Source organism: Pseudorhodoplanes sp. (assembly GCF_050250235.1).
In the GTDB taxonomy this organism is placed as follows: Bacteria; Pseudomonadota; Alphaproteobacteria; order Rhizobiales; family Xanthobacteraceae; genus Pseudorhodoplanes.
Window position 1 is genome coordinate 31,686 of sequence record NZ_JBFWPA010000021.1, and the last position, 24,675, is coordinate 56,360.

27 protein-coding genes, 1 tRNA gene and 1 pseudogene are annotated in these 24,675 nt (G+C 63.3%); 24 read left to right on the forward strand and 5 right to left on the reverse strand.

Going from position 1 to position 24,675, the window contains the following annotated elements; translation table 11 throughout:
* Window positions 1–438 precede the first annotated feature (438 nt).
* The 4 genes and pseudogenes from pstA to phoB form a co-directional block, all read left to right on the forward strand.
* Window positions 439–1,317: pseudogene (gene pstA, locus AB7F49_RS12030) on the forward strand (phosphate ABC transporter permease PstA); the annotation flags it as partial.
* Between the two features lie 34 nt (window positions 1,318–1,351).
* Window positions 1,352–2,161, forward strand: coding sequence for a phosphate ABC transporter ATP-binding protein PstB (gene pstB / locus AB7F49_RS12035; RefSeq protein WP_428522643.1), 810 nt, complete (start codon window positions 1,352–1,354; stop codon window positions 2,159–2,161).
* Window positions 2,162–2,189: 28 nt separating this feature from the next.
* A complete protein-coding gene (phoU, locus tag AB7F49_RS12040; RefSeq protein WP_428522566.1) occupies window positions 2,190–2,903 on the forward strand; it encodes a phosphate signaling complex protein PhoU in 714 nt (237 codons plus the stop codon).
* A gap of 14 nt (window positions 2,904–2,917) precedes the next feature.
* A complete protein-coding gene (gene phoB / locus AB7F49_RS12045; protein WP_428522568.1) occupies window positions 2,918–3,628 on the forward strand; it encodes a phosphate regulon transcriptional regulator PhoB in 711 nt (236 codons plus the stop codon).
* 25 nt (window positions 3,629–3,653) lie between these two features.
* Here the strand turns inward: phoB and AB7F49_RS12050 are convergent, their stop codons facing one another.
* Window positions 3,654–4,157: a GcrA family cell cycle regulator gene (locus AB7F49_RS12050; protein ID WP_428522570.1), complete on the reverse strand. Its 504-nt coding sequence runs from the start codon at window positions 4,155–4,157 to the stop codon at window positions 3,654–3,656.
* Window positions 4,158–4,546: 389 nt separating this feature from the next.
* Here AB7F49_RS12050 and AB7F49_RS12055 point away from each other — a divergent pair, with 389 nt between their 5' ends.
* From AB7F49_RS12055 to AB7F49_RS12070, 4 genes are all read left to right on the forward strand, one after another.
* Window positions 4,547–5,749 (forward strand): aspartate aminotransferase family protein, encoded by a 1,203-nt coding sequence (locus tag AB7F49_RS12055; RefSeq protein ID WP_428522572.1) that lies wholly within the window; start codon window positions 4,547–4,549, stop codon window positions 5,747–5,749.
* Window positions 5,749–6,675 carry an ornithine carbamoyltransferase gene (gene argF, locus AB7F49_RS12060; protein WP_428522574.1) on the forward strand — a complete coding sequence of 309 codons (927 nt, stop codon included), beginning with the start codon at window positions 5,749–5,751 and terminating at the stop codon, window positions 6,673–6,675. Before AB7F49_RS12055 ends, argF begins: the two co-directional genes overlap by 1 nt.
* Before the next feature lie 139 nt (window positions 6,676–6,814).
* Window positions 6,815–7,834 (forward strand): Hsp33 family molecular chaperone, encoded by a 1,020-nt coding sequence (locus tag AB7F49_RS12065; RefSeq protein ID WP_428522576.1) that lies wholly within the window; start codon window positions 6,815–6,817, stop codon window positions 7,832–7,834.
* 239 nt (window positions 7,835–8,073) lie between these two features.
* The gene (locus AB7F49_RS12070) at window positions 8,074–8,697 is read left to right on the forward strand and encodes a class I SAM-dependent methyltransferase (RefSeq protein ID WP_428522577.1); all 624 of its coding nucleotides are present in this window, start codon (window positions 8,074–8,076) and stop codon (window positions 8,695–8,697) included.
* A gap of 59 nt (window positions 8,698–8,756) precedes the next feature.
* Here the strand turns inward: AB7F49_RS12070 and apaG are convergent, their stop codons facing one another.
* Entirely contained in the window at window positions 8,757–9,149 is a 393-nt protein-coding gene (apaG, locus tag AB7F49_RS12075; RefSeq protein ID WP_428522645.1) for a Co2+/Mg2+ efflux protein ApaG, read from the reverse strand.
* A 117-nt stretch (window positions 9,150–9,266) separates the two neighbouring features.
* Here apaG and AB7F49_RS12080 point away from each other — a divergent pair, with 117 nt between their 5' ends.
* The 8 genes from AB7F49_RS12080 (at window position 9,267) to AB7F49_RS12115 (ending at window position 16,729) form a co-directional block, all read left to right on the forward strand.
* Window positions 9,267–10,433 carry an OpgC domain-containing protein gene (locus AB7F49_RS12080; protein WP_428522579.1) on the forward strand — a complete coding sequence of 389 codons (1,167 nt, stop codon included), beginning with the start codon at window positions 9,267–9,269 and terminating at the stop codon, window positions 10,431–10,433.
* Window positions 10,430–11,242: an SGNH/GDSL hydrolase family protein gene (locus AB7F49_RS12085; protein ID WP_428522581.1), complete on the forward strand. Its 813-nt coding sequence runs from the start codon at window positions 10,430–10,432 to the stop codon at window positions 11,240–11,242. Before AB7F49_RS12080 ends, AB7F49_RS12085 begins: the two co-directional genes overlap by 4 nt.
* The gene (locus tag AB7F49_RS12090) at window positions 11,242–12,051 is read left to right on the forward strand and encodes an SGNH/GDSL hydrolase family protein (RefSeq protein ID WP_428522583.1); all 810 of its coding nucleotides are present in this window, start codon (window positions 11,242–11,244) and stop codon (window positions 12,049–12,051) included. The genes AB7F49_RS12085 and AB7F49_RS12090 overlap by 1 nt, the downstream gene beginning before the upstream one ends.
* A 143-nt stretch (window positions 12,052–12,194) precedes the next feature.
* Complete coding sequence (locus AB7F49_RS12095) at window positions 12,195–13,328, forward strand: 2'-deoxycytidine 5'-triphosphate deaminase (protein ID WP_428522585.1); 1,134 nt, start codon at window positions 12,195–12,197, stop codon at window positions 13,326–13,328.
* Window positions 13,328–14,074, forward strand: a complete 747-nt coding sequence (locus AB7F49_RS12100; RefSeq protein ID WP_428522586.1) for a sulfite exporter TauE/SafE family protein — start codon at window positions 13,328–13,330, stop codon at window positions 14,072–14,074. Before AB7F49_RS12095 ends, AB7F49_RS12100 begins: the two co-directional genes overlap by 1 nt.
* 55 nt (window positions 14,075–14,129) lie before the next feature.
* Window positions 14,130–14,203: transfer RNA gene (locus AB7F49_RS12105), tRNA-Gly, on the forward strand.
* Between the two features lie 386 nt (window positions 14,204–14,589).
* Complete coding sequence (locus AB7F49_RS12110; protein ID WP_428522588.1) at window positions 14,590–16,191, forward strand: hypothetical protein; 1,602 nt, start codon at window positions 14,590–14,592, stop codon at window positions 16,189–16,191.
* A 316-nt stretch (window positions 16,192–16,507) separates the two neighbouring features.
* Entirely contained in the window at window positions 16,508–16,729 is a 222-nt protein-coding gene (locus tag AB7F49_RS12115) for a hypothetical protein (RefSeq protein WP_428522590.1), read from the forward strand.
* A 101-nt stretch (window positions 16,730–16,830) separates the two neighbouring features.
* On the opposite strand, the gene AB7F49_RS12120 is transcribed toward AB7F49_RS12115, so the two are convergent.
* Complete coding sequence (locus AB7F49_RS12120; protein WP_428522591.1) at window positions 16,831–17,178, reverse strand: hypothetical protein; 348 nt, start codon at window positions 17,176–17,178, stop codon at window positions 16,831–16,833.
* 153 nt (window positions 17,179–17,331) lie between these two features.
* Here AB7F49_RS12120 and AB7F49_RS12125 point away from each other — a divergent pair, with 153 nt between their 5' ends.
* From AB7F49_RS12125 to AB7F49_RS12135, 3 genes are all read left to right on the forward strand, one after another.
* Window positions 17,332–18,465, forward strand: a complete 1,134-nt coding sequence (locus AB7F49_RS12125) for a linear amide C-N hydrolase (protein WP_428522593.1) — start codon at window positions 17,332–17,334, stop codon at window positions 18,463–18,465.
* Window positions 18,466–18,593: 128 nt separating this feature from the next.
* Complete coding sequence (locus AB7F49_RS12130; RefSeq protein ID WP_428522595.1) at window positions 18,594–18,842, forward strand: hypothetical protein; 249 nt, start codon at window positions 18,594–18,596, stop codon at window positions 18,840–18,842.
* Window positions 18,843–18,953: 111 nt separating this feature from the next.
* Complete coding sequence (locus AB7F49_RS12135) at window positions 18,954–19,241, forward strand: hypothetical protein (RefSeq protein WP_428522597.1); 288 nt, start codon at window positions 18,954–18,956, stop codon at window positions 19,239–19,241.
* 16 nt (window positions 19,242–19,257) lie between these two features.
* On the opposite strand, the gene AB7F49_RS12140 is transcribed toward AB7F49_RS12135, so the two are convergent.
* Complete coding sequence (locus AB7F49_RS12140; RefSeq protein ID WP_428522599.1) at window positions 19,258–20,004, reverse strand: TerC family protein; 747 nt, start codon at window positions 20,002–20,004, stop codon at window positions 19,258–19,260.
* A gap of 3 nt (window positions 20,005–20,007) precedes the next feature.
* On the opposite strand from AB7F49_RS12140, the gene AB7F49_RS12145 reads away from it, so the two are divergent.
* Both AB7F49_RS12145 and AB7F49_RS12150 read left to right on the forward strand, forming a co-directional pair.
* A complete protein-coding gene (locus AB7F49_RS12145) occupies window positions 20,008–20,322 on the forward strand; it encodes a hypothetical protein (protein ID WP_428522601.1) in 315 nt (104 codons plus the stop codon).
* 13 nt (window positions 20,323–20,335) lie between these two features.
* A complete protein-coding gene (locus tag AB7F49_RS12150; RefSeq protein WP_428522603.1) occupies window positions 20,336–20,932 on the forward strand; it encodes an SCO family protein in 597 nt (198 codons plus the stop codon).
* A 20-nt stretch (window positions 20,933–20,952) separates the two neighbouring features.
* Here the strand turns inward: AB7F49_RS12150 and AB7F49_RS12155 are convergent, their stop codons facing one another.
* Entirely contained in the window at window positions 20,953–22,914 is a 1,962-nt protein-coding gene (locus AB7F49_RS12155; protein WP_428522605.1) for a glycosyltransferase family 2 protein, read from the reverse strand.
* Between the two features lie 77 nt (window positions 22,915–22,991).
* Between AB7F49_RS12155 and AB7F49_RS12160 the strand changes: the two genes are divergently transcribed.
* Genes AB7F49_RS12160 through AB7F49_RS12170 form a run of 3 tightly spaced genes read left to right on the forward strand, consistent with a single transcriptional unit; the run spans window position 22,992 to window position 24,627 of the window.
* Window positions 22,992–23,909: a transporter substrate-binding domain-containing protein gene (locus tag AB7F49_RS12160; RefSeq protein WP_428522607.1), complete on the forward strand. Its 918-nt coding sequence runs from the start codon at window positions 22,992–22,994 to the stop codon at window positions 23,907–23,909.
* Between the two features lie 53 nt (window positions 23,910–23,962).
* Window positions 23,963–24,199 (forward strand): FitA-like ribbon-helix-helix domain-containing protein, encoded by a 237-nt coding sequence (locus tag AB7F49_RS12165; protein WP_428522609.1) that lies wholly within the window; start codon window positions 23,963–23,965, stop codon window positions 24,197–24,199.
* The gene (locus tag AB7F49_RS12170; protein ID WP_428522611.1) at window positions 24,196–24,627 is read left to right on the forward strand and encodes a type II toxin-antitoxin system VapC family toxin; all 432 of its coding nucleotides are present in this window, start codon (window positions 24,196–24,198) and stop codon (window positions 24,625–24,627) included. Before AB7F49_RS12165 ends, AB7F49_RS12170 begins: the two co-directional genes overlap by 4 nt.
* The last annotated feature ends 48 nt before the right edge of the window (window positions 24,628–24,675 follow it).

Sequence of the window (24,675 nt, forward strand, 5' to 3'; positions counted from 1 at the left end):
GCCACGCCCAGCGCGGCGACTGGCGAGATCGAAATCACGTCGACGTCCGGCGACTTCGCCAATACGCTTGCGCTGGTGAAGCAGGGGCTGACCACCCGCGCGCGGGCCGACCAGCGCGAGGCGGAGCGCCTGCAAGGGCTGGCAAGCCGCGCCGCTGCCCGCAGGACGGAACTCGAAAACACGCTTGCGAGCGCGAAGGCCGCAAACGACGCGGGTCGTATCGCAGCGCTTGAAGGACAGATAGCGGCCGCTGGCGACGAGGCGACAAGCCTCGGAACCCGGTCCAAGGAATTGTTCGCAAGCGCTGCCGAACTGGAAAGCCGCTACAAGAATGCAGCCGCGCCGGAAGTTCTGAACGAGCGTCTTCCCAGTCTTCTGGTCGCGATCAATGGCGGCGTCGTGAAGATCACCGAGGTGAGCGCGAGTTCGGTGAAAGGCGAGACTGTGCTGCCACTGTCGTCGGCCAGCCCTGCAAGCCCGAACAGCTGGCAGGTCGTCGTGTACGAAACGCCCGAGGCAAGCCGTCGGGTCAACGACCGCGTCGTCACCTGGCTCGAAAGCCTGAAGGCGAAAGGCATCGTCGAGAGCCGCTTCAACTGGCGGTTCTTCACCGCGGGCGACAGCCGCGAACCGGAGCTTGCGGGCATTCGCGGCGCGCTGGTGGGCTCCCTCCTGACGCTGGCTGTGACCCTTGTGCTTTGCCTCCCGATCGGGGTCGCCGGAGCGATCTATCTCGAGGAATTCGCCCCCAAGAACCGCATTACCGAAATCATCGAGGTCAACATCAACAACCTTGCGGCTGTTCCGTCGATCGTGTTCGGCCTGCTCGGCCTGGCGATGTTCCTGAACTTCTTCGGGCTACCGCGGTCGGCGCCGCTGGTGGGCGGTCTGGTGCTGGCCTTGCTGGTGCTGCCGACCATCATCATCGCGTCGCGCGCCGCGCTCAAGGCGGTTCCGCCTTCCATCAAGGAAGCGGCGCTGGGCGTCGGCGCATCGCAGCAGCAGGCGATCTTCCACCACATCCTGCCGCTGGCGATGCCCGGCATCATGACCGGCACGATCATCGGCATGGCGCACGCGCTCGGCGAGACCGCGCCGCTGCTGATGATCGGCATGGTGGCCTTCATCGTCGAGCCGGCAACCAGCATCGTCGATGCCGCTACCGTATTGCCTGTGCAGATTTATCTCTGGTCCGATCTGCCGGAAATCGGGTTTCAGGCGCGAACCGCGGCCGCGATCATGGTGCTGCTGGCATTCCTGTTTCTGATGAACGGGACCGCGATCATCCTGCGCAAGCGTTTCGAGCGGCGCTGGTAACAATTCGGAGTAGGAGATGTTGTCGATGGATGCCATGGTGCAACCCGCCGCCTCTGCCGGCGCGATCGAAATCGCCGGCGCGCCGGCGAAGCCGAAAGTTACCGCGCGTAACGTCAACGTCTATTATGGCGAGAAGCACGCGCTGAAGGATGTCAATGTCGACATTCCGGCGCGGTCGGTGATGGCCTTCATCGGGCCGTCCGGCTGCGGCAAGTCGACCTTTCTGCGGTGCATCAACCGCATGAACGATACCATTCCGATCGCGCGGGTCACCGGCAAGATCGAAATCGACGATCTCGACATCTACGACCGGTCGCTGGACGTGGTGCAATTGCGGGCCCGCGTCGGAATGGTGTTCCAGAAGCCGAACCCGTTCCCGAAGTCGATCTATGAGAACGTCGCCTATGGCCCGCGCATTCACGGTATTGCGCGGTCGAAGGCGGAACTCGACGAAATCGTGACATCGAGCCTCAAGCGTGCCGGCCTTTGGGAGGAGGTGAAGGATCGCCTCACCGATTCCGGAACGAGCCTGTCGGGCGGACAGCAGCAGCGACTGTGCATCGCTAGGGCGATTGCGGTGGGCCCGGAAGTCATTCTGATGGACGAGCCGTGTTCGGCGCTCGACCCGATCGCGACGGCGCGTATCGAGGAACTGATCGACGAATTGCGGCAGAACTTCACGATCATCATCGTGACGCATTCGATGCAGCAGGCCGCGCGCGTGTCGCAACGCACCGCCTTCTTCCATCTCGGCATCCTGGTCGAGGAGGGCGCTACCGAGACGATCTTTACGTCGCCAAATGACAGACGCACCCAGGACTACATCACCGGCCGATTCGGCTAACCGTTCTGCAGAGGCAAGGACCAGAAAAATGCCCGAACATATTGCCAAAGCGTTCGACGCCGACCTTGAGGAGCTCAACCGCATGGTTGCGGAAATGGGCGGCCTTGCCGAGAAGGAGATTGCGGACGCGGTCCAGGCATTGACGCGTCGCGACATCGACCTTGCGCACAAGCTGATCGCGGCGGACCACCAGATCGACGCGCTGCAGCGGGATATCGAAGAACGCGCCATCCTCACGATCGCGCGCCGGCAGCCCATGGCCATCGATCTGCGCGAGGTGGTGAGCGCACTTCGCGTTGCCAACGAGATCGAGCGCATCGGCGATCTCGCCAAGAACATCGGAAAGCGCGCGCTGGACCTGAACGGCGAATATCCGTCGCTGAAGCTGATCCGCGGCGTCGACCACATGGGCGGTCTGGTGCTGACCCAGCTCAAGCGCGTGCTCGATGCCTATGCCGCACGCGACGTCGATGAAGCCATGGACGTATGGAAGCGCGACGAGGAAATCGACGCGATGTGCGTGTCGCTGTTCCGCGAATTGCTGACCTATATGATGGAAGACCCGCGCAACATCACATTCTGCATCCACCTGCTGTTCTCGGCCAAGAACATCGAGCGCATGGGCGATCACGCCACGAATATCGCCGAGACCGTGTATTATATGATCAAGGGCGAGCCGATCGCGTCGGAGCGGCCGAAGGCCGATACCACGAGCATCGCGCCTGCGGCCGCCCAGGGATGAACGGAAGCGGCGAGATGAACGGGCCAAACGCGCGCATCCTGATCGTGGAGGATGAGGAGCCTTTGTCGCTGCTTCTGCGCTACAATCTCGAGACCGAAGGCTATGACGTCGAGACCGTGGCGCGCGGCGACGATGCCGATACCCGGTTGCGGGAAAGCACGCCGGACCTCGTTGTGCTCGACTGGATGCTGCCCGGCCTGTCCGGCATCGAGCTGTGCCGCAGGCTGCGGGCGCGGCCTGAGACCAAGTCGCTGCCGATCATCATGCTCACCGCGCGCGGGGAAGAGAGCGAACGCGTGCGCGGGCTGTCCACCGGGGCTGACGATTATATCGTCAAGCCGTTCTCGGTGCCGGAACTGGTGGCTCGCATCCGCGCCTTGCTGCGCCGTTCGCGGCCGGAGCGGCTGGCCGACGTGCTGACGCTGGGCGAGATCGAGCTCGACCGCGTCAAGAAGCGGGTGTCGCGCGCCGGCCGTGATGTCGATCTCGGGCCGACCGAGTTCCGCCTGCTGGAGTTCCTGATGGAGCGGCCGGGCCGGGTGTTCACCCGCGAGCAGTTGCTCGACGGCGTCTGGGGCAGCGAGGTCTATATCGACGAGCGCACCGTCGACGTCCATGTCGGTCGGCTGCGCAAGGCGCTCAACCGCGGCCGCGACGGCGATCCGATCCGCACGGTTCGCGGATCGGGCTATTCCATCGACGACCGGTTCGGGCGGCCCGGCTGATCCGGCGGCCGCCTGCCGCGAGATGTCAGCTTCTGCCTGCCGGCCGCTTGTCCCGGCGCGCCGCCGGCGGCTGGTAGGCGATCCGCGAGTGATAGGCGCAATAGGGCAGGGTGGTCACCGCATTCCCGCCGCAGAAATAGAATTCGGCCGATGCCGGGTCGCCGATCGGCCATTTGCAGGTCTGTTCGTTCAGTTCGAGCAGCGTCCGGCGCTGGCCGATCGGGATCACATTCTCCACCGGGGTGGGCTCGGCCTCGAAGTCGAGGTCATAGGCATAGGCCTGCGCCAGTGCGGTGTTGCCGCGGATGGCAGGACGCGACACCCGTAACATGTGCGACGTTCGCGGCTTTCGCTGTCTCGGGGCACTGGAAGAGGGCGCCTTGGTGCGGCCGGAAAGGCCGAGGCGATGCACTTTGCCAATGACCGCATTTCGGGTGATGCCGCCGAGTTCGGCGGCAATCTGGGAGGCCGAAAGGCCGTCGGACCAGAGTTTCTTGAGCTGCTCGACCCGTTCGTCGGTCCACGTCATGGGTTTCTCCTTGCTGCCGCGGAGGCGAGTACCGGCCGCGGAATCCATTCCCGTCGCCGGACAGCCGCAGGCTGCCAGCGGGACGCCACACACGCAGATGTATCTACTGGTCTGTCCGCCGCACGAGATGTCGTATCTGACCGGCCTGACACTACACAATCGCTGGACTCGGCCGCAAGAGTCCGGGACCCATGCGTCCCCACTCTCGTTGCTGTCCGGACCCGCTTTTCCACCCCTTATTGGCGGACATGCGGCATCGCGCTACCGGCCGCGTCGGTTGACACCCGAGGGGCCGCCCCTAAAATGTCTGTCGGAGTGCCGCCCGCCGGGGCGGCACATTTCGTTTATGCTCTGACATTGTCGTCCACTGCTCTGCCGGATGTTCCGCCGTGGTCTCTCACCTTCTGCCGACCTATGCGCGTGCCGACCTTGCTTTCGAGCGGGGCGAGGGCGCCTGGCTGACCGCGACCAATGGCGAGCGCTATCTCGACTTCGGGTCGGGGGTAGCGGTCAATGTGCTCGGCCATGCCCATCCGGTGCTGGTCGAGGCGCTGGCCGATCAGGCCCACAAGGTCTGGCACGTCTCCAACTTGTTCCGGATTCCCGAAGCCGAGCGGCTGGCGGAGCGGCTATGTGCGGCAAGCTTCGCGGATCTTGTCTTCTTCTGCAATTCCGGCGCCGAGGCGATGGAATGCGCGATCAAGACCGCGCGAAAATATCACGCGGTGTCCGGTCATCCGGAGCGCGTCGACATCATCACCTATGAGGGCGCCTTCCACGGCCGGACGCTGGCGACGCTGGCGGCCGGCGGTCAGCCGAAATATCTGGAAGGATTCGGCCCGGTCGCCGGCGGCTTTGTGCAGGTGCCGTTCGCCGATCTCGAGGCCACGAAAAAAGCCATCACCGACACCACCGCCGCGATCCTGATCGAACCGATCCAGGGCGAGGGCGGCGTGCGCGTGGTGCCGCCGGAATTCCTGCGCCAGTTGCGCCAGTTGTGTGACGAGCACGGCCTCATGCTCGTGTTCGACGAAGTGCAGACCGGCATCGGCCGCACCGGCGATCTGTTCGGCTATATGCATAGTGGCATCGCGCCCGACATCATGGCGCTTGCCAAGGCGCTGGGCGGCGGCTTTCCGATCGGGGCGTGCCTTGCGACCGCGGAGGCCGGCAAGGGCATGACCGTCGGCACCCACGGCTCGACCTTTGGCGGCAATCCGCTGGCGACCCGCGTCGGCAACGCGGTGCTGGACGTGGTGCTGGCGCCCGGCTTCCTCGAACACACCCGCAGGATGTCGCTGCTGCTGAAGCAGCGGCTCGCCGAACTCAAGGACCGCTTTCCCGCGGTGATCGCGGATGTGCGCGGCGAGGGGCTGCTGCTCGGTCTGGTCTGCGTGGTGCCGAACGGCGAACTTGTGACGGCGCTCCGCAACGAAAAAATGCTCGCAATCGCGGCCGGCGACAATGTCGTGCGGTTGTTGCCGCCGCTGATCATCGACGAGGCCGGCATTGCCGATGGCATCGCGATGATCGAACGCGCCTGCGAAAAGCTTTCTCATGCCGCACAGCCCGCCGTTCCGGCTGCAGTCTGATGGCCAAGCGCAGCATCCGCCATTTCATCGATCTGATCGACATTCGGTCCGCCGACCTGCGCGCGATCATCGCGGCCGCGCGCGCGATGAAGAAGTCGAAGGGACGGGGAAGAAAGCCGCTGGCCGGCCAGACCCTCGCAATGATCTTCGACAAGCCCTCGACGCGCACCCGCATCTCGTTCGAGGTCGCGATGCGTCAGCTTGGCGGCGACGTGGTCACGCTGACCGGGCACGAGATGCAGCTTGGCCGCGGGGAGTCGATTCCCGATACCGCGCGGGTGATGTCGCGCTTCGTCGACGCGGTGGTGATCCGCACGCTCGAACATGATCTCGTGACCGAGCTGGCGCAATACGCGACCGTGCCGGTCATCAATGCGCTCACCAAGCAATCGCATCCCTGCCAGGTGATGGCCGACGTGATGACTTTCGAGGAGCATCTCGGCCCGATAAGAAAGAAAACGGTGGCCTGGACCGGCGATTCCAACAACGTGCTGACCTCTTGGATGCAGGCGGCCGAGCGCTTCGATTTCCGCCTCAATGTCGCGACCCCTCCGGAATTGAAGCCGCAGCAATGGCTGCTGGCCTGGATTGCCGATTCTGGCGCCGCCATCCATGTTGGAGCCGATCCGGAAGAGGCGGTGCGGGGCGCGCATTGCGTGGTGACCGACACCTGGGTCTCGATGGGCGACGAAGCCAGCAAGGCCAACCGGCACAACCTGCTGAAGCCCTATCAGGTGAATGGCAGGCTGATGGCGAAGGCGCGGCCGGACGCCATCTTCATGCATTGCCTTCCCGCGCATCGTGGCGAGGAAGTGACCGACGAGGTGATGGACGGGCCGCAATCGGTGGTGTTCGACGAGGCCGAGAACCGCTTGCATGCGCAGAAAGGCATTCTTACTTGGTGCCTGAACGCAAGCGCGCGGTAGGCCGCCTCACCTGACGCTTTATGGCCGGGCTTGTCCCGGCCATCCACGATTTTGGCATTGCCAGAAGAATGACGTGGATGCCCGCGACAAGCGCGGGCGTGACGGCCGAGGAGCCTGCCCTTCAAACCACGACTGCCTGATGAACATCGACATCCCCACCCGCAGCCCTTTGCCCCGGACCGCCGACGATACCATTCTGCCCTTCGAGGTAGCGGCGCTCGATCTGCGTGGTCGTGTGGTGCGGCTTGGGCCCGCGCTCGATGAAATCCTGACCCGCCACAATTATCCGCTGCCGGTCTCCAAGCTGCTTGGCGAAGCGGTTGCGCTTGCGGCCCTGTTCGGTTCGTCGTTGAAATTCGACGGACGCTTCATCATGCAGACGCAAGGTGATGGGCCGGTGCGGATGCTGGTGGTCGATTATGTGACCGGCGGCCGCATCCGCGCCTGCGCCCGCTTCGACAAGGCGCGCGTGGCGGACGCAATTGCTGCGGGCACGGCGTCGGGCGGCGAACTGCTCGGGCGCGGCCATCTGGCGATGACCATCGACCAGGGCTCCGACATGAACCGCTATCAGGGATTGGTCGCGCTCGAAGGCGGCGGCCTCGAACAGGCCGCACACGAATATTTTCTGCGCTCCGAGCAGATACCGACCCGCGTGCGGCTTGCGGTTGCGGAGGAGATGCGCAAAGGCGACAGCGGCGTCACGCATTGGCGCGCCGGCGGCATCATGCTGCAATTCCTGCCCGAGGCGCCGGAACGCATGCGCATGCCCGATCTCGATCCGGGTGACGTGCCGGAAGGCGTGACGCTGGATATGGTTCCGGAAGACGACGCCTGGGTCGAAGGCAAGGCGCTGGTGGAGACCGTCGAGGATATCGAGCTGATCGATCCGGATATTTCCACCGAGCGGCTGGTCTATCGGCTGTTTCACGAGCGCGGGGTGCGGGTGTTCGACAGCGCCAATGTGGAAGCGCAATGCTCCTGCTCGCGCGACAATGTCGAGGCGATGTTGCAGAGCTTCTCGCAGGACGATCGCGATCACATGGTGGAAGACGGCAAGATCGCGGTGACCTGCGAGTTCTGCAACCGCACCTATGACTTCGCGCCAGGCGAGGTTGGAGCCCACGATTCCGGAGCGAGCGAGACCGGGGCGAATTAGTCCCGGTCGAGCAACGCCTTGCGGTCACCTCTCCCCGCTTGCGAGGAGAGGTCAGGGTTCAAGTCTTTCTGACGGCACGCGTCGCGCGGCAGAGCGGAGGGCTTGAACGCCGATGGTTCATCCGGCCCTTTGTTCGCAAGGATTGGCGGTAGAGCCACGCGCGCTCCTGATATTCCATTTGAGAGGTTCGGTTGCGGACTGTTCTCGCATCGTGTCCGGATAAGCAGGGGAGACAAGTGATGAGCGATGTGGAGCGGCAAGCTCATTGGGAGAACGTCTATCGGACCAGGCGCGAGGGCGAGGTCAGTTGGTTCCAGGATAGTCCCGAAATCTCGCTCGATCTCATCGCCGCGACCGGCGTCGGCCCTGATGCGTCGATCATCGATATCGGGGGCGGCGCATCGCGGCTGCCCGATGCGCTCGTGGCGGCCGGGTTCTCGTCCATCACGGTGCTCGATCTTTCCGAAGAGGCGATGCACGTGTCGAAAGCCAGACTCGGCGAACGGGGCGCGACGGTGAAATGGATCGCCGCCGACGTGACGATCTGGCAGCCAATGGAGGTCTATGATGTGTGGCACGACCGCGCCGCCTTTCATTTCCTGACCGATCCGAAAGATCGGGGCGCCTATGCCGAGCGCGTGCTCCGTGCGGTCCGTCCCGGCGGACATGTCATCATCGGAACATTTGCACCCGACGGTCCGGAACGATGCAGCGGTCTGCCTGTGGTTCGGCATGATGCGGATTCGCTCGGAAAAGTCCTGGGTCCGTCATTCGCTCTGGCCGAGACCCGCGGTCACGCGCACCGGACCCCGACGGGAGCCATTCAGCAGTTTCAGTTCAGCCGGTTCCGGCGTTCCGAATAGGCCGGCGGAACGCTACCCTTCCGGCTTCGAAGGGGGACGATCGCAACCGCCGGTGCGGATCAATTGATCGTGCGCGGGGCGTGGACGCTGTCGAGTGAAAAGGCCGGGATATCGATATCGAAATTCTCGCCCTCCTCGGTCACCATTCCGTACCGTCCCGCCATGATGCCCGAGGGCGTCTGCAACGGAACACCGCTGGTATATTCAAAGCGCTCGCCCGGCGGGATCACCGGTTCCTCGCCCACCACGCCTGCGCCCCGCACCTCCTGCACCCGCCCGAATGCGTCGGTGATATGCCAATAGCGGGTCTTGAGCTGAACCGTCTCGCCGCCATTGTTGACAATTCCGATGGTGTAAGCCCAGAAAAACTGACCCTTGTCCGGCGCCGAGCGGTCCGACAGGAAGCGCGGCGTGACAGTGACTTCGATATTGCGTGTGACGGCGCGATACATGCGGAGCGCACTCGGTCCGGGTTCCGGAATGAATATCAGCTTCATTTCCCGGCTTGCAACCTGAACCGCGCTCGGCGAATGTCGCGGCGAGAGAATTCCGGAACAACCGACACTGCGATGGCTCCCGCGATTCCGACCGACCGCGACCTGCGGCTCGACCTGTTTCGCGGACTCGCGCTCTGGTTCATTTACCTCGACCACATCCCCTCCAACATCGTCGCCTGGGTCACGATCCGCAATTACGGCTTCAGCGACGCCACCGAGATATTCATCTTCGTGTCCGGGTTCACCGCGGCCTTCGTTTATGGCAAGGCCATGAGCGATTATGGCTTCGTGGTATCGAGCGCGCGCATTCTGAAACGCGCATGGCAAATCTACGTCGCGCATATTTTCCTTTTCGTGATCTATATGGGCCAGATCGCCTATGTGGCGCGCGGCTTTCAGAACCCGCTCTATGCGGAAGAAATGAACATCCTGGAGTTCCTGCAGCAGCCGGACGTGACGCTGGTGCAGGCGCTGCTCTTGAAGTTCAAGCCGGTCAACATGGACGTGCTGCCGCTCTACATCGTCCTGATGGCGTGCTTCCCGCCGGTGCTATGGCTGCTGCTGCGCAACGCGACACTCACACTCGCGCTCTCGGTGCTGCTCTATGCGCTGACCTGGGAATTCAACTGGAACTTGCCGGCCTATCCGAGTGGTAGCTGGTACTTCAATCCGTTCGCCTGGCAGTTGCTGTTCGTGTTCGGCGCGTGGTGCGCGCTCGGCGGCGCCGAGCGCCTGAAATGGCTGCTGCGGTCGCGGATCACGCTCGCGGTTGCGATCGCCTATCTGCTGGCGGCGTTCTTCGTGACGCTGACCTGGTATATCCCGCGACTGGCGCCGCTGGTTCCGCACTGGGTCGCGGAGCATATCTACCCGATCGACAAGACCAATCTCGACGTCTTGCGTTTTGCGCATTTCCTGGCGGTCGCCGCGGTGACGGTTTACTTCATCCCGCGGGACTGGCCGTATCTGCGCTCGCCCTGGCTCAAGCCGGCGATCCTGTGCGGGCAGCATTCTCTGGAGATTTTCTGTCTCGGGGTGTTCCTCGCCTTCGCCGCGCATTTCGCCAAGGTCGAGGTCTCGCCCGGCATCCCGATGCAGGTCCTGGTCAGCGTATTAGGCATTTTCATAATGGTTGCCGTGGCTTGGGTTCTGTCATGGTACAAGGGGGCAACGGCGCGCAAGGTCGCCGTCCGCCCGGTTGACCGCGGCGCCAAACCCTCGCTAGGAGGCGAGGCATGAGGGCTTTGATTTCCGGGCTTTTTGCGCTCGCGCTGGTTGCCGCGGCGGGGCCGGCACCGGGCCAGACCGAGGCCGACAGGCCGCGGCCATCCGAGCCGCTGGCGGTGCCGCAGCCGGACGGCGACCCCTGCGAGGTGCCGGGTCATATCCTTTTTGGCGAAAGCAGGCTCGACCACGTCAAGAAGGCGGTGGAGGAGCACAAGCGCCTGACCGTGCTTGTCGTCGGCTCCGGGTCCTCGGCCATGCCCGGACCGGACGGCGCCGGAAAGGCCTATCCGGGCCGTCTGGAACAGGCCTTGCGCAAGCGCTATCCGGGCGTCGATATCAAGGTCGTCGCGCTGGCGAAATCGCGGCAGACCGCAGCGGATATGGTGCAAAACCTCGAACAGGCGCTGCTCGACCGCAAGCCGGATTTGGTGATATGGCAGACGGGAACGGTGGATGCGATGCGCGGGGTCGACCCGGAAAGCTTCCGCGCGTCGCTTGACGAGGGTATCGATCATATCGTCGATGCCGGTGCCGACCTGATCCTGATGAATATGCAATACAGCCCGCGCACCGAAACCCTGATCTCGCTCTCGAACTATGCCGACATCATGCAGGTGGTGGCGCGCGACCGCGAAGTGCCGCTGTTCGACCGGCGCGAGATCATGCGCCACTGGAACGACAACGGAAATTTCGACCTGAATCTGGCCACCAAGGATCTGACGACCGCCTTCAAGGTGCACGATTGCCTCGGCCGCGCGCTGGCGTCGCTGGTGGCGGAAGCGGGCAATCTCGACGGCATCAAACCGAGACCGACCCAGTGATGGTGATTGCCCGCCCTTTTCCCGTTCGCTTCTGTCTCCTGATGGCGGCCATGCTGGCCGCGGGCGCAGGCCTGGCCCGCGCCGAGGACAGACCGCTTCCGCAAATTCCGGCCGCGGCACCACCCTGCGCGGCCCCCGATGACATGACGCGGCTGATGAATCCGCTGGCGCGAACAGCCCGCAGGCTCGCGGCCGGTGATCCGGTGAAGATCGTCGCCATCGGCTCCTCCTCGACGGCGGGCGCGGGCGCCAGCGCTCCCGACAAGTCGTATCCAGCCCGGCTCGCGGTCGAGCTTGAAGCGCGATTTCCGGCGCAACCGATCACGGTGATCAATCGCGGCGTGAATGGCGAGGAAGCCAGGGACATGGTGGCGCGCCTCGACGCCGGCGTGCTCGCGGAGCGGCCGGATCTGATCCTGTGGCAGGTCGGCGCCAATGCGGTGCTGCGCGACAGCCCGATCCCGGCGGTGCGATCCGACATTCTGGAAGGCCTGCGGCGCATGAAAGCCTCGGGCGCCGACGTGGTGCTGATCGATCCGCAATTCGCGCCGAAGGTGCTGGCGAAGAAGGATGCGGATGCCATGGTCGATCTGCTGGCCACCACGGCGAAGGCGCAGCAGGTCGAATTGTTCCGCCGCTTCGCGGTGATGCGGCACTGGCGGCAGATCGCCCGCCTGCCGTTCGAGGTGTTCATCTCGCCCGATGATCTGCACATGAACGACTGGAGCTATGGCTGCCTTGCCAAGCTGCTGGCCGGTGCCATCGCCGAGGCCGCCACCCGCACCACCCTGACCGCGCGGGCGCGCTAGGCGCGGCGAATTGCCGGGATAAATCGACCACGGCCTGATGCCCGGCCTTGTGCCGGGCAACCACGCCTTTATCCAATGGGCGAAGTGGGACGGCCGGGAGCCGGGCGGGCAAGCGAAGCCTTTCCTTCGGCGGTTGTCCCGGCATGACGGCGGAGCGGGGAGCAGACAACTTGGCGCGGACCTTCAATGGAGGCGGCAGCGGCATTCTGCCGGACCGGCTGATCCTCAGCCTGACCGCGGCGGGCCATGTGCGGCCGTCCGCGCCTTACGCCGAAGATCAGGTGCAGCCGGCCTCGCTCGATCTGCGGCTGGGACCGGTCGCCTATCGTGTGCGCGCAAGTTTCCTGCCCGGGCCGCAGGCGACCGTGTCGGACCGGATCGACGCGCTGCGTCTGCACACCATCGACCTCAGCAATGGCGCGGTGCTGGAAACCGGTTGCGTCTATATCGTGCCGCTGATGGAAAGCCTCGCGCTTCCCGCCGATATCTCGGCAACCGCCAACCCGAAAAGTTCGACCGGCCGGCTCGATGTGTTCACCCGCGTGATCGCCGATCATTCGCGAGGCTTCGATCAGGTGAAGGCGGGTTACGAGGGGCCGCTCTATGCCGAGATTTCGCCGCGTACCTTTCCGGTGCTGGTGCGGCAGGGTTCGCGGCTGTCGCAGATTCGCTTTCGCCGCGGCGACACCATTCTCGACGCGGCGCAGCTGCGCGTCCTGCACGAGCGCGAACGGCTGGTCGATTCCGACGACGCCGATCTCACCGACGGCGTCGCGGTCGGCGTCGACCTGTCCGGCGATCTGTCCGGCGGGCTGATCGGATATCGCGGCAAACGGCATACCGGTCTGATCGATGTGGATTTGCGCTCGGGCTACGACGTCGCCGAATTCTGGGAGCCGATGACGGCGCGTGCAGACGAAAGCCTGATCCTCGATCCGAACGAGTTCTACATCCTGGCTTCAAAGGAAGCGGTGCAGGTGCCACCCGACTACGCTGCTGAGATGGTGCCGTTCGACCCGCTGGTCGGCGAATTCCGCGTGCATTATGCCGGCTTCTTCGACCCGGGCTTCGGCTATGCGGGGGCCGGCGGACGCGGTGCACGTGCCGTGCTGGAAGTGCGCTCGCGCGAAGTGCCGTTCATTCTCGAGCATGGCCAGATCGTCGGGCGCCTCGTCTATGAGGCGATGCTGGCGCGGCCCGACACGCTTTACGGACAGGGCATCGGCTCGAATTATCAGGCGCAGGGGCTGAAGCTCTCGAAACATTTCCGAAGCTGATGGCTCTGCCGCTCGATGCGACGGCGCTGACCCTGTTCCTGCTCTCGGCATTTTTTGGCGGCATCACTACGGGTCTCGCCGGCTTCGCCATGGGGCTCGTGGTGTCCGGCGTCTGGCTGCACGTGCTGACGCCGGCCCAGACCGCGGCGCTGATCGTGGCCTACGGCCTGTTCGTGCAGGCGCACGGCGTCTGGAAATTCCGGCATGTGGTAGATTTACGCCGGGTCATGCCGCTGATCGCGGGCGGCGCCATCGGCGTGCCGCTCGGCATCGCGCTGCTCTCGTATCTCGATCCGTCTTCCATACGGCGCGCGGTCGGTGTGCTGCTCGTGCTCTATAGCCTCTACGGTATGCTGCGGCCGAAACTGGCACCGCTGCGCGCGAGCCTCGCCGCCGATGGCGCGGTCGGCCTGGTTAACGGACTGCTCGGCGGATTGACCGGCCTTGCCGGACCGGTGGTGGTGATCTGGTGCCAGCTCACCGGTGTGCCGCACCATGCACAGCGCGCGATCTTCCAGCCGGTCATCCTCGCGGCCTTCGTGATGACGGGAATCGGGCTTGGGCTCCGCGGCGAAATCAACCGGGACGTGCTGACGCTGTTCGCGTTGGGGATTGTGCCGGTCGCGGCTGGAATCTGGTTCGGCGTGCGTCTGTACGGACGACTTGACGAAGCGGGCTTTCGCCGGGTGATCCTGATCCTGCTGCTGCTTTCGGGGCTGGTGCTCCTGATACCGGGGTTGCGCTGAGCGCAGCTGCGTCAGGCTTGCGGCGGGCCCGGTGGTTTGGCTATGGTCGCCGCGCGCGGGCGTAGTTCAATGGTAGAACGGCAGCTTCCCAAGCTGCATACGAGGGTTCGATTCCCTTCGCCCGCTCCAAGACTTTGGCGGATTTTGGCTTAGAGCTTTGCAGCCGGTTTTGCAGAGCGATCCGGGCGGGGCGGATATACTCCCGCCCGGTATCGTTTCATTTTCGCGCCTACATCGTTTGCCCGCGTTCGTGTTATCGATTGCATGGCGCGATTGTCAGACATGCCAACGCCAAACAGGGCTGCCTCGTTAGGAACCGGCCTTGCTTTCAAAGCGGAGACTGGCCGAAAGCTGTCTGACTTTGATCGCGGTTATTTCGACGTAGTGATTTTGGAAATGTCAATTCGCAACGTTGTGAAATCCAACTCGCATCGCTGATGAAAACCCGTTGCGGTTGTGTATAGAATTTACCACTCTACAACCTTCGCACAAAAGATTTGCATGAGGGGGCGAAATTGCCAGACATCTGGGTGAAGGTTGACATTGATCTCTTGTTGGGTGCCTCACCTGCCACCGACTTTACATCTAATCTTCACCAACAGCAGGGTGGCGTGAACTACACGGTGTGGTTTCAGCCACGAACGTCGTGGCAAGACTACGGAAGCCTCCGCGTCAATTACGGCCATATCCCGATATCCAATACGGACCCACTTTTCCCCCGAGGAAACCCGGTTCCCGTGCTCGGCGGGGAGGAATGGTTCCTATATTGGACAGGAATAATTGCTGGCGCCACTGACAATCATGCCGACACGCTGGGCACGATCCCCGACGAATCCAGCAATGGATTTACGCATCCCGACTATCTCTGGAGGCACGTCTTACTTCCGGATGAAGCGGAAGATGAAGTCCAGATTTCCGTTGCGGATGAGACGGCGACGGAAGATTCCGGCGTTCTCAAGTTCCAGGTAACGGCAACTGGTATTGCATCCGGTTCAGTGACGTTGCAGGCGGGAATCAACCTTCAGCCGGACCAGCTCAGATTTTCGAGTGCCACCATCCCATTGGCCGATTTTACTTTTGCCCCCAATCAGACCGTAACACTCACCAAAGACAACCCGACCGGATATTTTTCTGTGACGTTGCTCGACGATTCATTGATTGAAGCCGACGAGAAATTCTCGCTCAGCATAGAGCACATTGGAAACACGACAACGCAGCAGATTAACCTCGTAGACGCTCACGCCGTCGGGACAATCGCGAACGGCGACGACGGTCCCGCTCTTGATACGGCAGGTGTAACGTTTCTTCCCTGGACAGGCTTGTCATTTTCGGGCCTGTCGCTCCACGACACGAGCCTAATCAAGACATATGTGCAAGACGATTTGATGGCATGCGTTCTGCGCGTCGAGGCGGCACTCGATATCAACTTGCCCGATTTCAAGATACAGATCGTTGGCAAGACACAGGAAGGCAGCATTTTGGCGTCGGCTGCGGCAAGCTATTCAAAAACGATTGTTCCGGCAGACAAGAAGTTCGGTAGTTACATCGATGTTCCCGACCTTTTGTGGTCGCTCCGAAACGCAGGACAAGACGCGAACCTCAACGAACCGGATATGTACATCTATCTCGACCCTAACAAGCTCAAGGATTTTTACTCCGGCGACTTCTTATACGATACCACGAGTATCATGCTCCATGAATTCGCGCATGGCTTGGGTGTGGGATCATCTGGGGTGCTGTTTTCGAATACTCCATTTGAGGCGATGACAAAAAAGGTCGGCGACTCATTCTATTTCACGGGAGCAGAAGCAAAAAAGATTTCCAAAAAGGGAGCATTGCTAGACCCAAACGATAAATATCATCTTGATCCTTCGACCCATGATTTGTTTGACACCTACGGAGCCGGAATGCCTCCCGGCAAAACGTTATCAGAAATGGATGTCGCGATACTCAAAGACCTCGGCTATACCGCGAAAGTCCCGAAATGGTGGTCGAAGGAAAAGAAGAAGAAGGACAAGGACGTGGATCAAAGTATGGACCGCAAGCAATTCGACGGAGGTAGCGACTCGGACGCGCTTCAGTTCGCGACTGTGTGGGACCACGACTGGATCGTGTAGTGGAAGGGGCGGGAAGTGCCGGCAGCTTCCCAAGCTGCATACGAGGGTTCGATTCCCTTCGCCCGCTCCAACTGCGCAAGGCGACGCCGCGTCGGCGCGTCGCAATTGTCGAAACGCAGTGGAGAAAGCGACACAAATCGTCTCATTGTGTCGTTTGACATGCCGTTTCGTCCCGCCTGTCCCACAAGCGCCAAACTAATGCCGCGCGAGCGACGCGATTGATTCCCATCTCGGTACGGTCGCTGGATAACCCTGAGGGTTGTGGCGGTCGAGCCGCCGGTCGAGCCGGTGCTTCGAGCTTGATGAGGAGTGCGAAATGCAAAAGCCGATCAATTCCATTAGCTCCTTGGAGCTGCGGCGCTGGGCGATGGAATGTTACGATCAGGCGATCAATCCGCGTGCCAGTGGCGAGGAACGTGAACGCCTGCTGAAGATGCGCCAGAGCTTGCTGACTCTCGCCGAGGAGCAGGATTGGCTGAACGGCAAGGCAAAGTGTCCCGCCGATGGCGGGCCTGCCGGCGACCGCGTGGGACTTTGATGCCCGCTCATCGGGTGCAGCTCAACAAGGCATCGCGGCGCAGCCACCTCGCTTCAGCCGGACCTGGGCAATTCTCCCGGTCCTCATATGAAGCGCGGTACTTACTGACGTGGCTGTGACGGCACCGTCGGTGGCGTCGGTGTGTCGGGCAGCGGCGGTTCTCGCGTCGCTGTGCCGGTCGTGGTCCGCTCAGCACTTGGCGCGTCGGGATTGGTGGCCAGCGGGGAATCGTCCTTCGCGTAAAGCCAGACTCCGGCGCCGATGAACAGCGCGAACAGGGTCAGCAAGATCACCACGTGATCCGAGCGTTTCCTTTCATGCGGACGCACGTTCGGATTGGCGTCTTCGGGGGCGCGCGCGTCGCGATCCGGGTCATAGGTCATCTTCAAAAACTCCATCGCCTCGACGACAAGCGCGCCGGACGCATATGGTTCCCTGCGGGCGCGCATCGCGAGCGTTCCGTACAATTTTATCGAATTTGCTCATCGCGAATTTCCCGTATTGAACGCGGCCGGCGGCGGCGGCGCCGTGGTCTTAGAGCGCCGTTAAGTCGCAGGAGGTATGACGCCGCGAGAAGTCACATCCGTGGAGAAGGTCGCGTCATGCGCCGTATTGGAACAGCCGGTCTCACCATCGCCGCCGCCGCCGTACTCGCGCTGGTCGCACAGCAGGTCTCGGCCTGCACCGGCATCATGCTGAAGACGAAGGATGGCGCGATCGTTCACGGCCGCACCCTGGAATTCGGCGTGCCCGTTGACACCTCGGTCGCGGTGATCCCGCGCGGGCAGGTCTTCACGGGTCAGACGCCGCAGGGTGACGGTCTCAAATACACGGTGAAATATGGCGCCACCGGCATCGTCGCCTTCGGCAATCCGCGGCTTCTCGATGGCGTCAACGAAGCCGGTCTCGCTGCCGGATCGTTCTACTTTCCGACGTTTGCCGGCTACGCCACGGTGACGCCGGAAAACCAGGGCAAGGCGCTGTCGCCGGCCGATTTTCCGAACTGGGTGCTGACGCAATTCGGCTCGGTCGATGAGGTGCGCAAGGCGGTCGAGAGCGGCTCGGTCGTGATCGCACCGACCGTGCTGGAGGGCTGGGGGCCGGTGGCGCCACCGTTCCACTATGTCGTCTACGACAAGACCGGTGCCAGCCTCGTTATCGAGCCGGTCGGCGGCAAGCTTGTCGTTCACGACAACCCGCTCGGAGTCCTGACGAATTCGCCGTCATTCGATTGGCACATGACCAATCTGCGCAACTATATCGCGCTCAATCCGCGCGATGTGCCGCCGGTCAAGATCGACGGCCAAACCTTCAAGGCGCTCGGCCAGGGCACCGGCATGCTCGGCCTGCCCGGCGATTTCTCGCCGCCCTCGCGGTTCGTCCGCGCCGCCGTGTTCAGCGCGACCGCGATCCCGGCCGACAATGCCGACAAGGGCGTGGACCAGGTGTTCCACATCCTCAACAATTTCGACATTCCGATCGGGGTTTCGCGCGAAGTCACAGCGGGCGCCGTCTATTCCGACTATACGCAGATGACGGTCGCGCGCGATCCGCAGAGCCAGCGCTACTATTACAAGACCTATGACGACCAGACGATCCGCATGGTCGACCTGAAGGCGTTCGATCTCAATGCCAAGACGATCCGGCAGATCAGCACCAGGAGCGAGCAGCCGGTCGTGGACATGAGCGCAAAGCTGAAGCCGGTCAACGAAGCCGCCACCAGCGGCTCGCGCTAGAGGTCCCGGGGCCGGCCCGGCGTGTGCCGGGCCGGCCTCCCGTTCATCATGAACGGAGCGACATTCGTCAACGGCCGAATCCCGACGTATAGTGCGGCATTCAATCCTCCGGCGCGAGGAGCTGTGCCGTGTCCGACTGCCTTCACTGCGACATTCACGATCTGCTTGAGCCCGAACTGGTACGCGAGGGCGCCGATCTCGGTATGATCGCGGCCAAGGTCACGGAAGTGCTGGCGGACCTTGTGGTCATGGCCGGCCCCGAAGATCGCGCGGCCCTGCTTGCCGATGTGATCGCCAATCTCGGCCATATCGTGCTGGAAAAGAGCGAGCAGCCGCAGGGCGCGGGCAGCGGCGAGGCAAAGCCGCGAAGGCATTGATCGGCTCCCGGCAGCCCGCCCCCAGGGGCGTTCCAGGGGAACCCGCCTGCAGCGCCCGCGTTGTCGGGCATGGGCCTCGTGGTTTCATTCAGGGATGCGCGTACCAGGAGGGTGAGAGCCAAGCTTTGCGCGCTGGCCGACAGTCATAGTCCCGGGATGGTTGAGACCGCCGACGGGTTGATTGACGCGCGGCGCATTTTCTGCCGCGACGGGATCGCCCTGCTGATCGATCGCTACGGCTGTCAGACCAGACTTGGCTATGGCGAAATCACCGACGTCAGTCCAGTCCTGTCCGCCGCCGACATCATCCGATTCTCCGACTGGCAAATCGTGGATGCGGAGGATGTGCCTGCCGAGGCCGCGACCATCTTGCCATTCCCCACGAGCCGCCCCGGCTGATCCGCTCGCGGCATTTTCATTGTTGCTGACTCTTCTGACGCGCCCGGCGAGCGAGGATGTTCAGCATTTCGATGAACGCCGAGAACGCCATCGCGGCATAGATATAGCCTTTCGGGATTTTCGCGCCAAAGCCCTCGGCGATCAGCGCCATGCCGATCATCAGCAGGAAGCCCAGCGCGAGCATGACCACGGTGGGATTGCGGCTGATGAAGTCGGACAGCGGAGTCGCCGCGACCAGCATCACGAATACCGCGACGCAGACCGCGATCACCATGATCGGAATGTCATCCGTCATCCCCACGGCGGTAATGATGCTGTCGATCGAGAACACGATATCGAGCATGATGATCTGGCTGATCGCCGCGGCAAAGCCGAGCTGGACGGTCTTCTTGTTGTCGAACAGGTCGGGGCCCGGGTCGTGATCGACATTGTGATGGATTTCCGTCGTGGCCTTCCAGACCAGGAACAGGCCGCCCGCGATCAGGATCAGGTCGCGCCACGAAAAGGCGTGCCCGAACAGCGTGAAGATCGGCGCGGTGAGCTGCACGATGATCGCAATGGTGCCGAGCAGGACGAGCCGCAGGATGAGCGCGAGCCCGATGCCGATCATCCGCGCCGTGTGCTGACGCTCGGGCGGCAGCTTGTTGGTCAGGATCGCGATGAAGATCAGGTTGTCGATGCCGAGCACCACCTCCATGACGATCAGGGTCAGGAGTGCGGCCCAGGCGGTGGGATCGGCGGCAAGTGCGAGGAGGTAGTCCATCGGGTGTCGGCAGGCTCACGGGATGCGGCATCCGGCGCCGGCCGTGCGGACGGCGCCGGGGCCATTGACGCACAGGGAAGGATTTGGTTCCAGCCATCGTTCACGCCGATGGGAGTTGATCGCGGCGCCATCCCGGCCTATCTGGCAGGAATGGCGGAGACCCTCCCAGGCGCGGCGCCGCGCCGCATCTCCTGGCCGCTGGTGGCGGCCGGATCGGTCATCGGCGCGCTGGTGGCGATCGCCTGCGCGCTGTGGATTCACTACGGGGCCGAAGTATTCTTCGAGATGCTGCGTGCCGGCATCGCAGCCTGCTTCTGATCCCATCATCCCGATGACCCAGCAATCCCGACGCATCGTCACTTTGATGGCTGCATTCATTGCCGGGCTTGCGGCGGTATCGGCGGTCATATTCGTCGTTGCCGGCCGGCTGCCAAGCCCGGTGCCGGCGCCGTCCGCGATCGGCGGTCCGTTCCGGCTGGTCGACCAGAACGGCGCCGTGGTGACCCAGGACGACCTGAAGGGCAAGCCATCGCTGATCTTTTTCGGCTTCACCCATTGTCCCGACATCTGCCCGACCGCGCTGTTCGATATGACGCAGGTCTACAAGGCGCTCGGCCGCGACGGCGACAAATTGCGGGCGTTCTTCGTGACGGTCGATCCGGAGCGCGATACGCCGGAAATCCTCAAGGAATATCTGTCGAGCTTCGATCCGCGGCTGCGCGGTCTGACCGGCGACACGGCGGCGGTTGCGGCGATGGAGAAGGCGTACCGGGTCTACTCCAAGAAGGTTCCGCTCGAAGCCGGCGGTTACACCATGGATCATACCGCGCTGGTCTATCTGATGGACAAGGAAGGCCGCTTCGTCGCGCCCTTCAACCTGAAACGCAAGCCGGAAGCCGCGGCGACCGAACTGAAGCGGTATCTGTAATCACCCGCGCGCCCCGCGCGCTATGACGGGTTCGGCAGACCGGATTCCCCCATTCCGCGCCGTGACGTGCGCGCCAGTCCATGCGGGGTCTTTTCCCAGCGATAGGGCGACCAGATCAGCTGGAATACGGCGCGCCAGGCGGCGGCCGACAGCAGCATCCAGTATAACGGCAGCAGGATCAGATAGCCGGCGCTGCCGAGCAACCTTCGCCGCGACAGCCCGATCAGGCCGATCAGGGCCGACAGCAGATAACCCGTGGTCAGCGTCGTCAGATAGAGGCCGGCGAAAATCTGGTCGAAGGCGCCGGCCTTGTCCGACCAGAGCAGCCCCGAAGCCAGTTGGCCTGCCAGCACGCCGGCAAAGACGCCATGAACGAGCGCGGCAAGCACGGCGCCGCCGATCACCAGCTGGAAAACCAGAAAGCCGCCGGGGCCAAGCTCTCGCCACAGCCTGCGGGGCTCGCGCATATGCACCGCCCAGGTCTGCAGATATCCCTTGAACCAGCGGGTGCGCTGCTTGATCCAGGGTGCGAGGCGTGCGGGTGCCTCCTCCCAGGTCGAGGACTGCACGAGCGTCGTATGATAGCCCGCCCGCGCCAGCCGGATGCCGAGATCGGCGTCTTCGGTGACATTGTAGGGGTCCCAGCCACCGAGCTCCCGCAACGTCGCGGTGTGGAAATGATTCGAGGTTCCGCCGAGCGGCAGCGGCATGCGCCAGGCGGCGAGCCCGGGCAGGAAGACATCGAACAGGGCGGCGTATTCGGCGGTGAAAAGCCGGGTCAGCCAGCCGTCGGCGGTGTTGTCGATGGTGAGACGCGCCTGCACGCAGGCGAGGCGGGGATCGCCGGCCGCGAAGGCCGAAAGGGCAATGCGAAGTTGCTGCGGTTCCGGCCGGTCCTCCGCATCGAACACCGCCACATAGCGGCCGCGCACGAATGGCAGGGCCGCGTTCAGGGCCTTCGGCTTGGTGCGCGGACCTGCGGAGGGCGCGATCACGATTTCGAACGGCGGGGCAAGATCCAGCAGGTCGAGCGCAAGCCGCGTCGCCATGTCGTCGCACTCGACCACGATCTTGATGTCGAGCCGTTCTTTCGGATAGTCGAGCCGCGTCAGCGCCGCGACCAGCGCCGAAACCGATTCCGCTTCGTTATAGACGGCAACGATGATCGAATAGACAGGCAAGGTATCGTCGCCACGCTGCAGATGCGGGAATTGCGGGATCGATGACAGCAGGAGCGCGATGACGCGCAGTCCGCTCCAGCCGAGAAACACCAGCGCAAGCGCCATGTCGGCGGCGACGGTCAGGCTGGATTGAAAGGCGATCAACAGCGCGGCACACGCCATGCCGGTCGCAAACCAGGCGAGTGGAGTCCGGCTTCGCGCGGTTCCTGCGGAAAGGCCGGGTTGCCGGGCCCGCAGGTCGAACGCCGCGCGGCAGGCAACAGCGACCTCCGCTTCACGGTGAACGAAGGCGCGCAAGTCGTCCATCGTCGTGACCCGGAGCCTCGACCGCATTTCCGGATGACGGCTGAGTGCCCCGATCAGAAAGCGCGCCGACAGATGCCACGGCGCCACCACCCAGACGAGCTCGTGACCCTCGCGGATCGGGATGATGCCGCTTGCCACCCCGGACAGCAGATCGTCGTCTTCGACCGGGCAGGCGGCACGGGAGGTGTGGCGCAGCGTCGTGATCGCGATGCCGTAATGGCGTGCCAGCGCCCGCACATAGTCGCGGTCGCTCAGGATGCCCTCGGTCACCAATACCCGGTCCGCCCCGGTCCGCGTCTCCGAGGCGCGCAACTCGGCGGCTGCGATGCGGGCCGGCGGGACCAGATGCCGGACACAGTCGATTTCGGGACAGGGCGCAAGTCGTGCACGGATTCGTGCGTGGCGCGCTTCCGGCCTTGAACCCGGCCGCGCGCCGTAAGACATATCGCGCGCATGCCGGCCGGTCGGCTCGGCATGGAACACAGGCCCCCGCATGGCCGCCCCACGACCGCTACTGATGCTACGCTGACAATGCTGCTATAGAGACGCGAAATCAGAGACTTGGACAACGGATGCGAGTATTGCCGATCTCCTTCGCTCGTTACCACCAAAAAGTGTGGGGTCTGCCGATTGCCCGTGCGGTCGCCGTCGTGGCTTTGACCGCAATGGCGATGCCGGCGGCGGCCCAGCCCCATCTGCCGCCGCCACGCGAGATTGCGCCCGCGCCCTCTCCCTATCCCGGCTTCTGGGATCCCAAGCGCCGTCCGGAGCGACCGGACATGTCCCGCCTGACCCAGATCCGCTTCATGACGGAAACGGACTATCCGCCCTTCAATTATGCCGACAAGGAGGGGCACCCGGTCGGCTTCAACGTCGATCTGGCGCGGCTGATCTGTGAGGAACTGAAAGTCACCTGTACCATCCAGATGCGCCGGTTCGACACGCTGGTGCCCGCGCTGAACGAAAATCGCGGTGAGGCGGTGATCGCGTCGATCGCGGTGAACGCCGAAACCCGCAAGGTGATGGACTTTACCGATCCCTATTACCGGGTGCCGGCGCGCTTCGTGGCGCTCAAGGCAGTTGCGACCCCGGTTCTGAAGCCCGAGCAGCTCGAGGGCAAGAAGATCGCAGTGGTCGGCGGCTCGGCGCACGAAGCCTATCTGAAGACTCTGTTCACCGAGGCGCAGCCGGTCCCCTATCTCACCGCCGATGCAACGCGGGAGGCGGTGCGCCGCGGCGAGGCCGATTATGCCTTCGGAGACGGCGTCGCCTTGTCATTCTGGATCAACGGCACCGATTCCGAGGGCTGCTGCGCCTTCGCCGGCGGCCCGTTCTTCGAGAGCCAGTATTTCGGGGAGGGCGTCGGCATCGCCGTGAAGAAGGGCAACGACACGGTACGCCAAGCGTTGAATTATGCGCTGTTCCGGCTGTGGGAGAAGGGGCGCTTCACCGATCTATGGCTGCGCTATTTCCCGGTCAGCCCGTTTTGAACGGGTTGCGTAGGAGGATGCGTGTGCTATCAATGCTATCATGGAGATAGCAAATGGCTAGCTTGCATGTCCGTAACGTCCCGGACGAAATCGTAAGGCAACTGAAGCTCCGTGCCGCGCGGCACGGCCGATCGACAGAGGCCGAGCATCGCGAGATTTTGCGGCAGGCGGTTTCGGGCGAAAGGGGTGACGCATTTGAAGAACTCGCGGCGCGGCTGCGCAAGCTCACTGAAGGCCGGAATTTGACCCCTTCCGAGGACCTTGTCCGAGAAGGCCGGGATGAGAGGTGAGACCTCTCGTCATCGATGCCAGCGTCGTCTTGAAGTGGTTGCTCGCAGAGCCTGAAGCGGCGTCAGCATTATTGCTCCGTCGGCAATATCATCTCATCGCGCCGGAACTGATCCTTCTGGAATGTGCCAGCACCTTCTGGAAGCGCGTCCGTCGCCGGCAACTCTCCGTGGAAGAAGCGTTGATGCTTGTGGAAGCAATCCCGCTTGCTGGTATCGAAATCATTTCGATGCAGTCGGAAGCGAGGGCGATCACCGATTTGGCACTCGAGCTCGATCATCCGGCGTATGATTGCGCCTACATCGTGCTCGCGCAAAGCCGACAATGCCGGTTCGCTACTGCTGACACCCGATTGGTCACGGCAATCGGCAGGGCAGCGCGGAACGACCTCAAGAATGTCGTTGTCGCCTTCACCGACTTGGTTCAGTGATGAGCCCGCGACAATTCAGTTCGATGCCAACCCAGTCTACCGTCACCC

Coding starts and splice junctions, on each gene's coding strand:
- pstB (WP_428522643.1), top strand. CDS start 1,352: ATGGTGCAACCCGCCGCCTCTGCCGGCGCGATCGAAATCGCCGGCGCG.
- phoU (WP_428522566.1), top strand. CDS start 2,190: ATGCCCGAACATATTGCCAAAGCGTTCGACGCCGACCTTGAGGAGCTC.
- phoB (WP_428522568.1), top strand. CDS start 2,918: ATGAACGGGCCAAACGCGCGCATCCTGATCGTGGAGGATGAGGAGCCT.
- AB7F49_RS12050 (WP_428522570.1), bottom strand. CDS start 4,157: ATGACGTGGACCGACGAACGGGTCGAGCAGCTCAAGAAACTCTGGTCC.
- argF (WP_428522574.1), top strand. CDS start 5,749: ATGGCCAAGCGCAGCATCCGCCATTTCATCGATCTGATCGACATTCGG.
- AB7F49_RS12065 (WP_428522576.1), top strand. CDS start 6,815: ATGAACATCGACATCCCCACCCGCAGCCCTTTGCCCCGGACCGCCGAC.
- AB7F49_RS12070 (WP_428522577.1), top strand. CDS start 8,074: ATGAGCGATGTGGAGCGGCAAGCTCATTGGGAGAACGTCTATCGGACC.
- apaG (WP_428522645.1), bottom strand. CDS start 9,149: ATGTATCGCGCCGTCACACGCAATATCGAAGTCACTGTCACGCCGCGC.
- AB7F49_RS12080 (WP_428522579.1), top strand. CDS start 9,267: ATGGCTCCCGCGATTCCGACCGACCGCGACCTGCGGCTCGACCTGTTT.
- AB7F49_RS12085 (WP_428522581.1), top strand. CDS start 10,430: ATGAGGGCTTTGATTTCCGGGCTTTTTGCGCTCGCGCTGGTTGCCGCG.
- AB7F49_RS12090 (WP_428522583.1), top strand. CDS start 11,242: ATGGTGATTGCCCGCCCTTTTCCCGTTCGCTTCTGTCTCCTGATGGCG.
- AB7F49_RS12095 (WP_428522585.1), top strand. CDS start 12,195: ATGACGGCGGAGCGGGGAGCAGACAACTTGGCGCGGACCTTCAATGGA.
- AB7F49_RS12100 (WP_428522586.1), top strand. CDS start 13,328: ATGGCTCTGCCGCTCGATGCGACGGCGCTGACCCTGTTCCTGCTCTCG.
- AB7F49_RS12115 (WP_428522590.1), top strand. CDS start 16,508: ATGCAAAAGCCGATCAATTCCATTAGCTCCTTGGAGCTGCGGCGCTGG.
- AB7F49_RS12120 (WP_428522591.1), bottom strand. CDS start 17,178: ATGCGCGCCCGCAGGGAACCATATGCGTCCGGCGCGCTTGTCGTCGAG.
- AB7F49_RS12125 (WP_428522593.1), top strand. CDS start 17,332: ATGCGCCGTATTGGAACAGCCGGTCTCACCATCGCCGCCGCCGCCGTA.
- AB7F49_RS12140 (WP_428522599.1), bottom strand. CDS start 20,004: ATGGACTACCTCCTCGCACTTGCCGCCGATCCCACCGCCTGGGCCGCA.
- AB7F49_RS12150 (WP_428522603.1), top strand. CDS start 20,336: ATGACCCAGCAATCCCGACGCATCGTCACTTTGATGGCTGCATTCATT.
- AB7F49_RS12155 (WP_428522605.1), bottom strand. CDS start 22,914: ATGCGGGGGCCTGTGTTCCATGCCGAGCCGACCGGCCGGCATGCGCGC.
- AB7F49_RS12160 (WP_428522607.1), top strand. CDS start 22,992: ATGCGAGTATTGCCGATCTCCTTCGCTCGTTACCACCAAAAAGTGTGG.
- AB7F49_RS12165 (WP_428522609.1), top strand. CDS start 23,963: ATGGCTAGCTTGCATGTCCGTAACGTCCCGGACGAAATCGTAAGGCAA.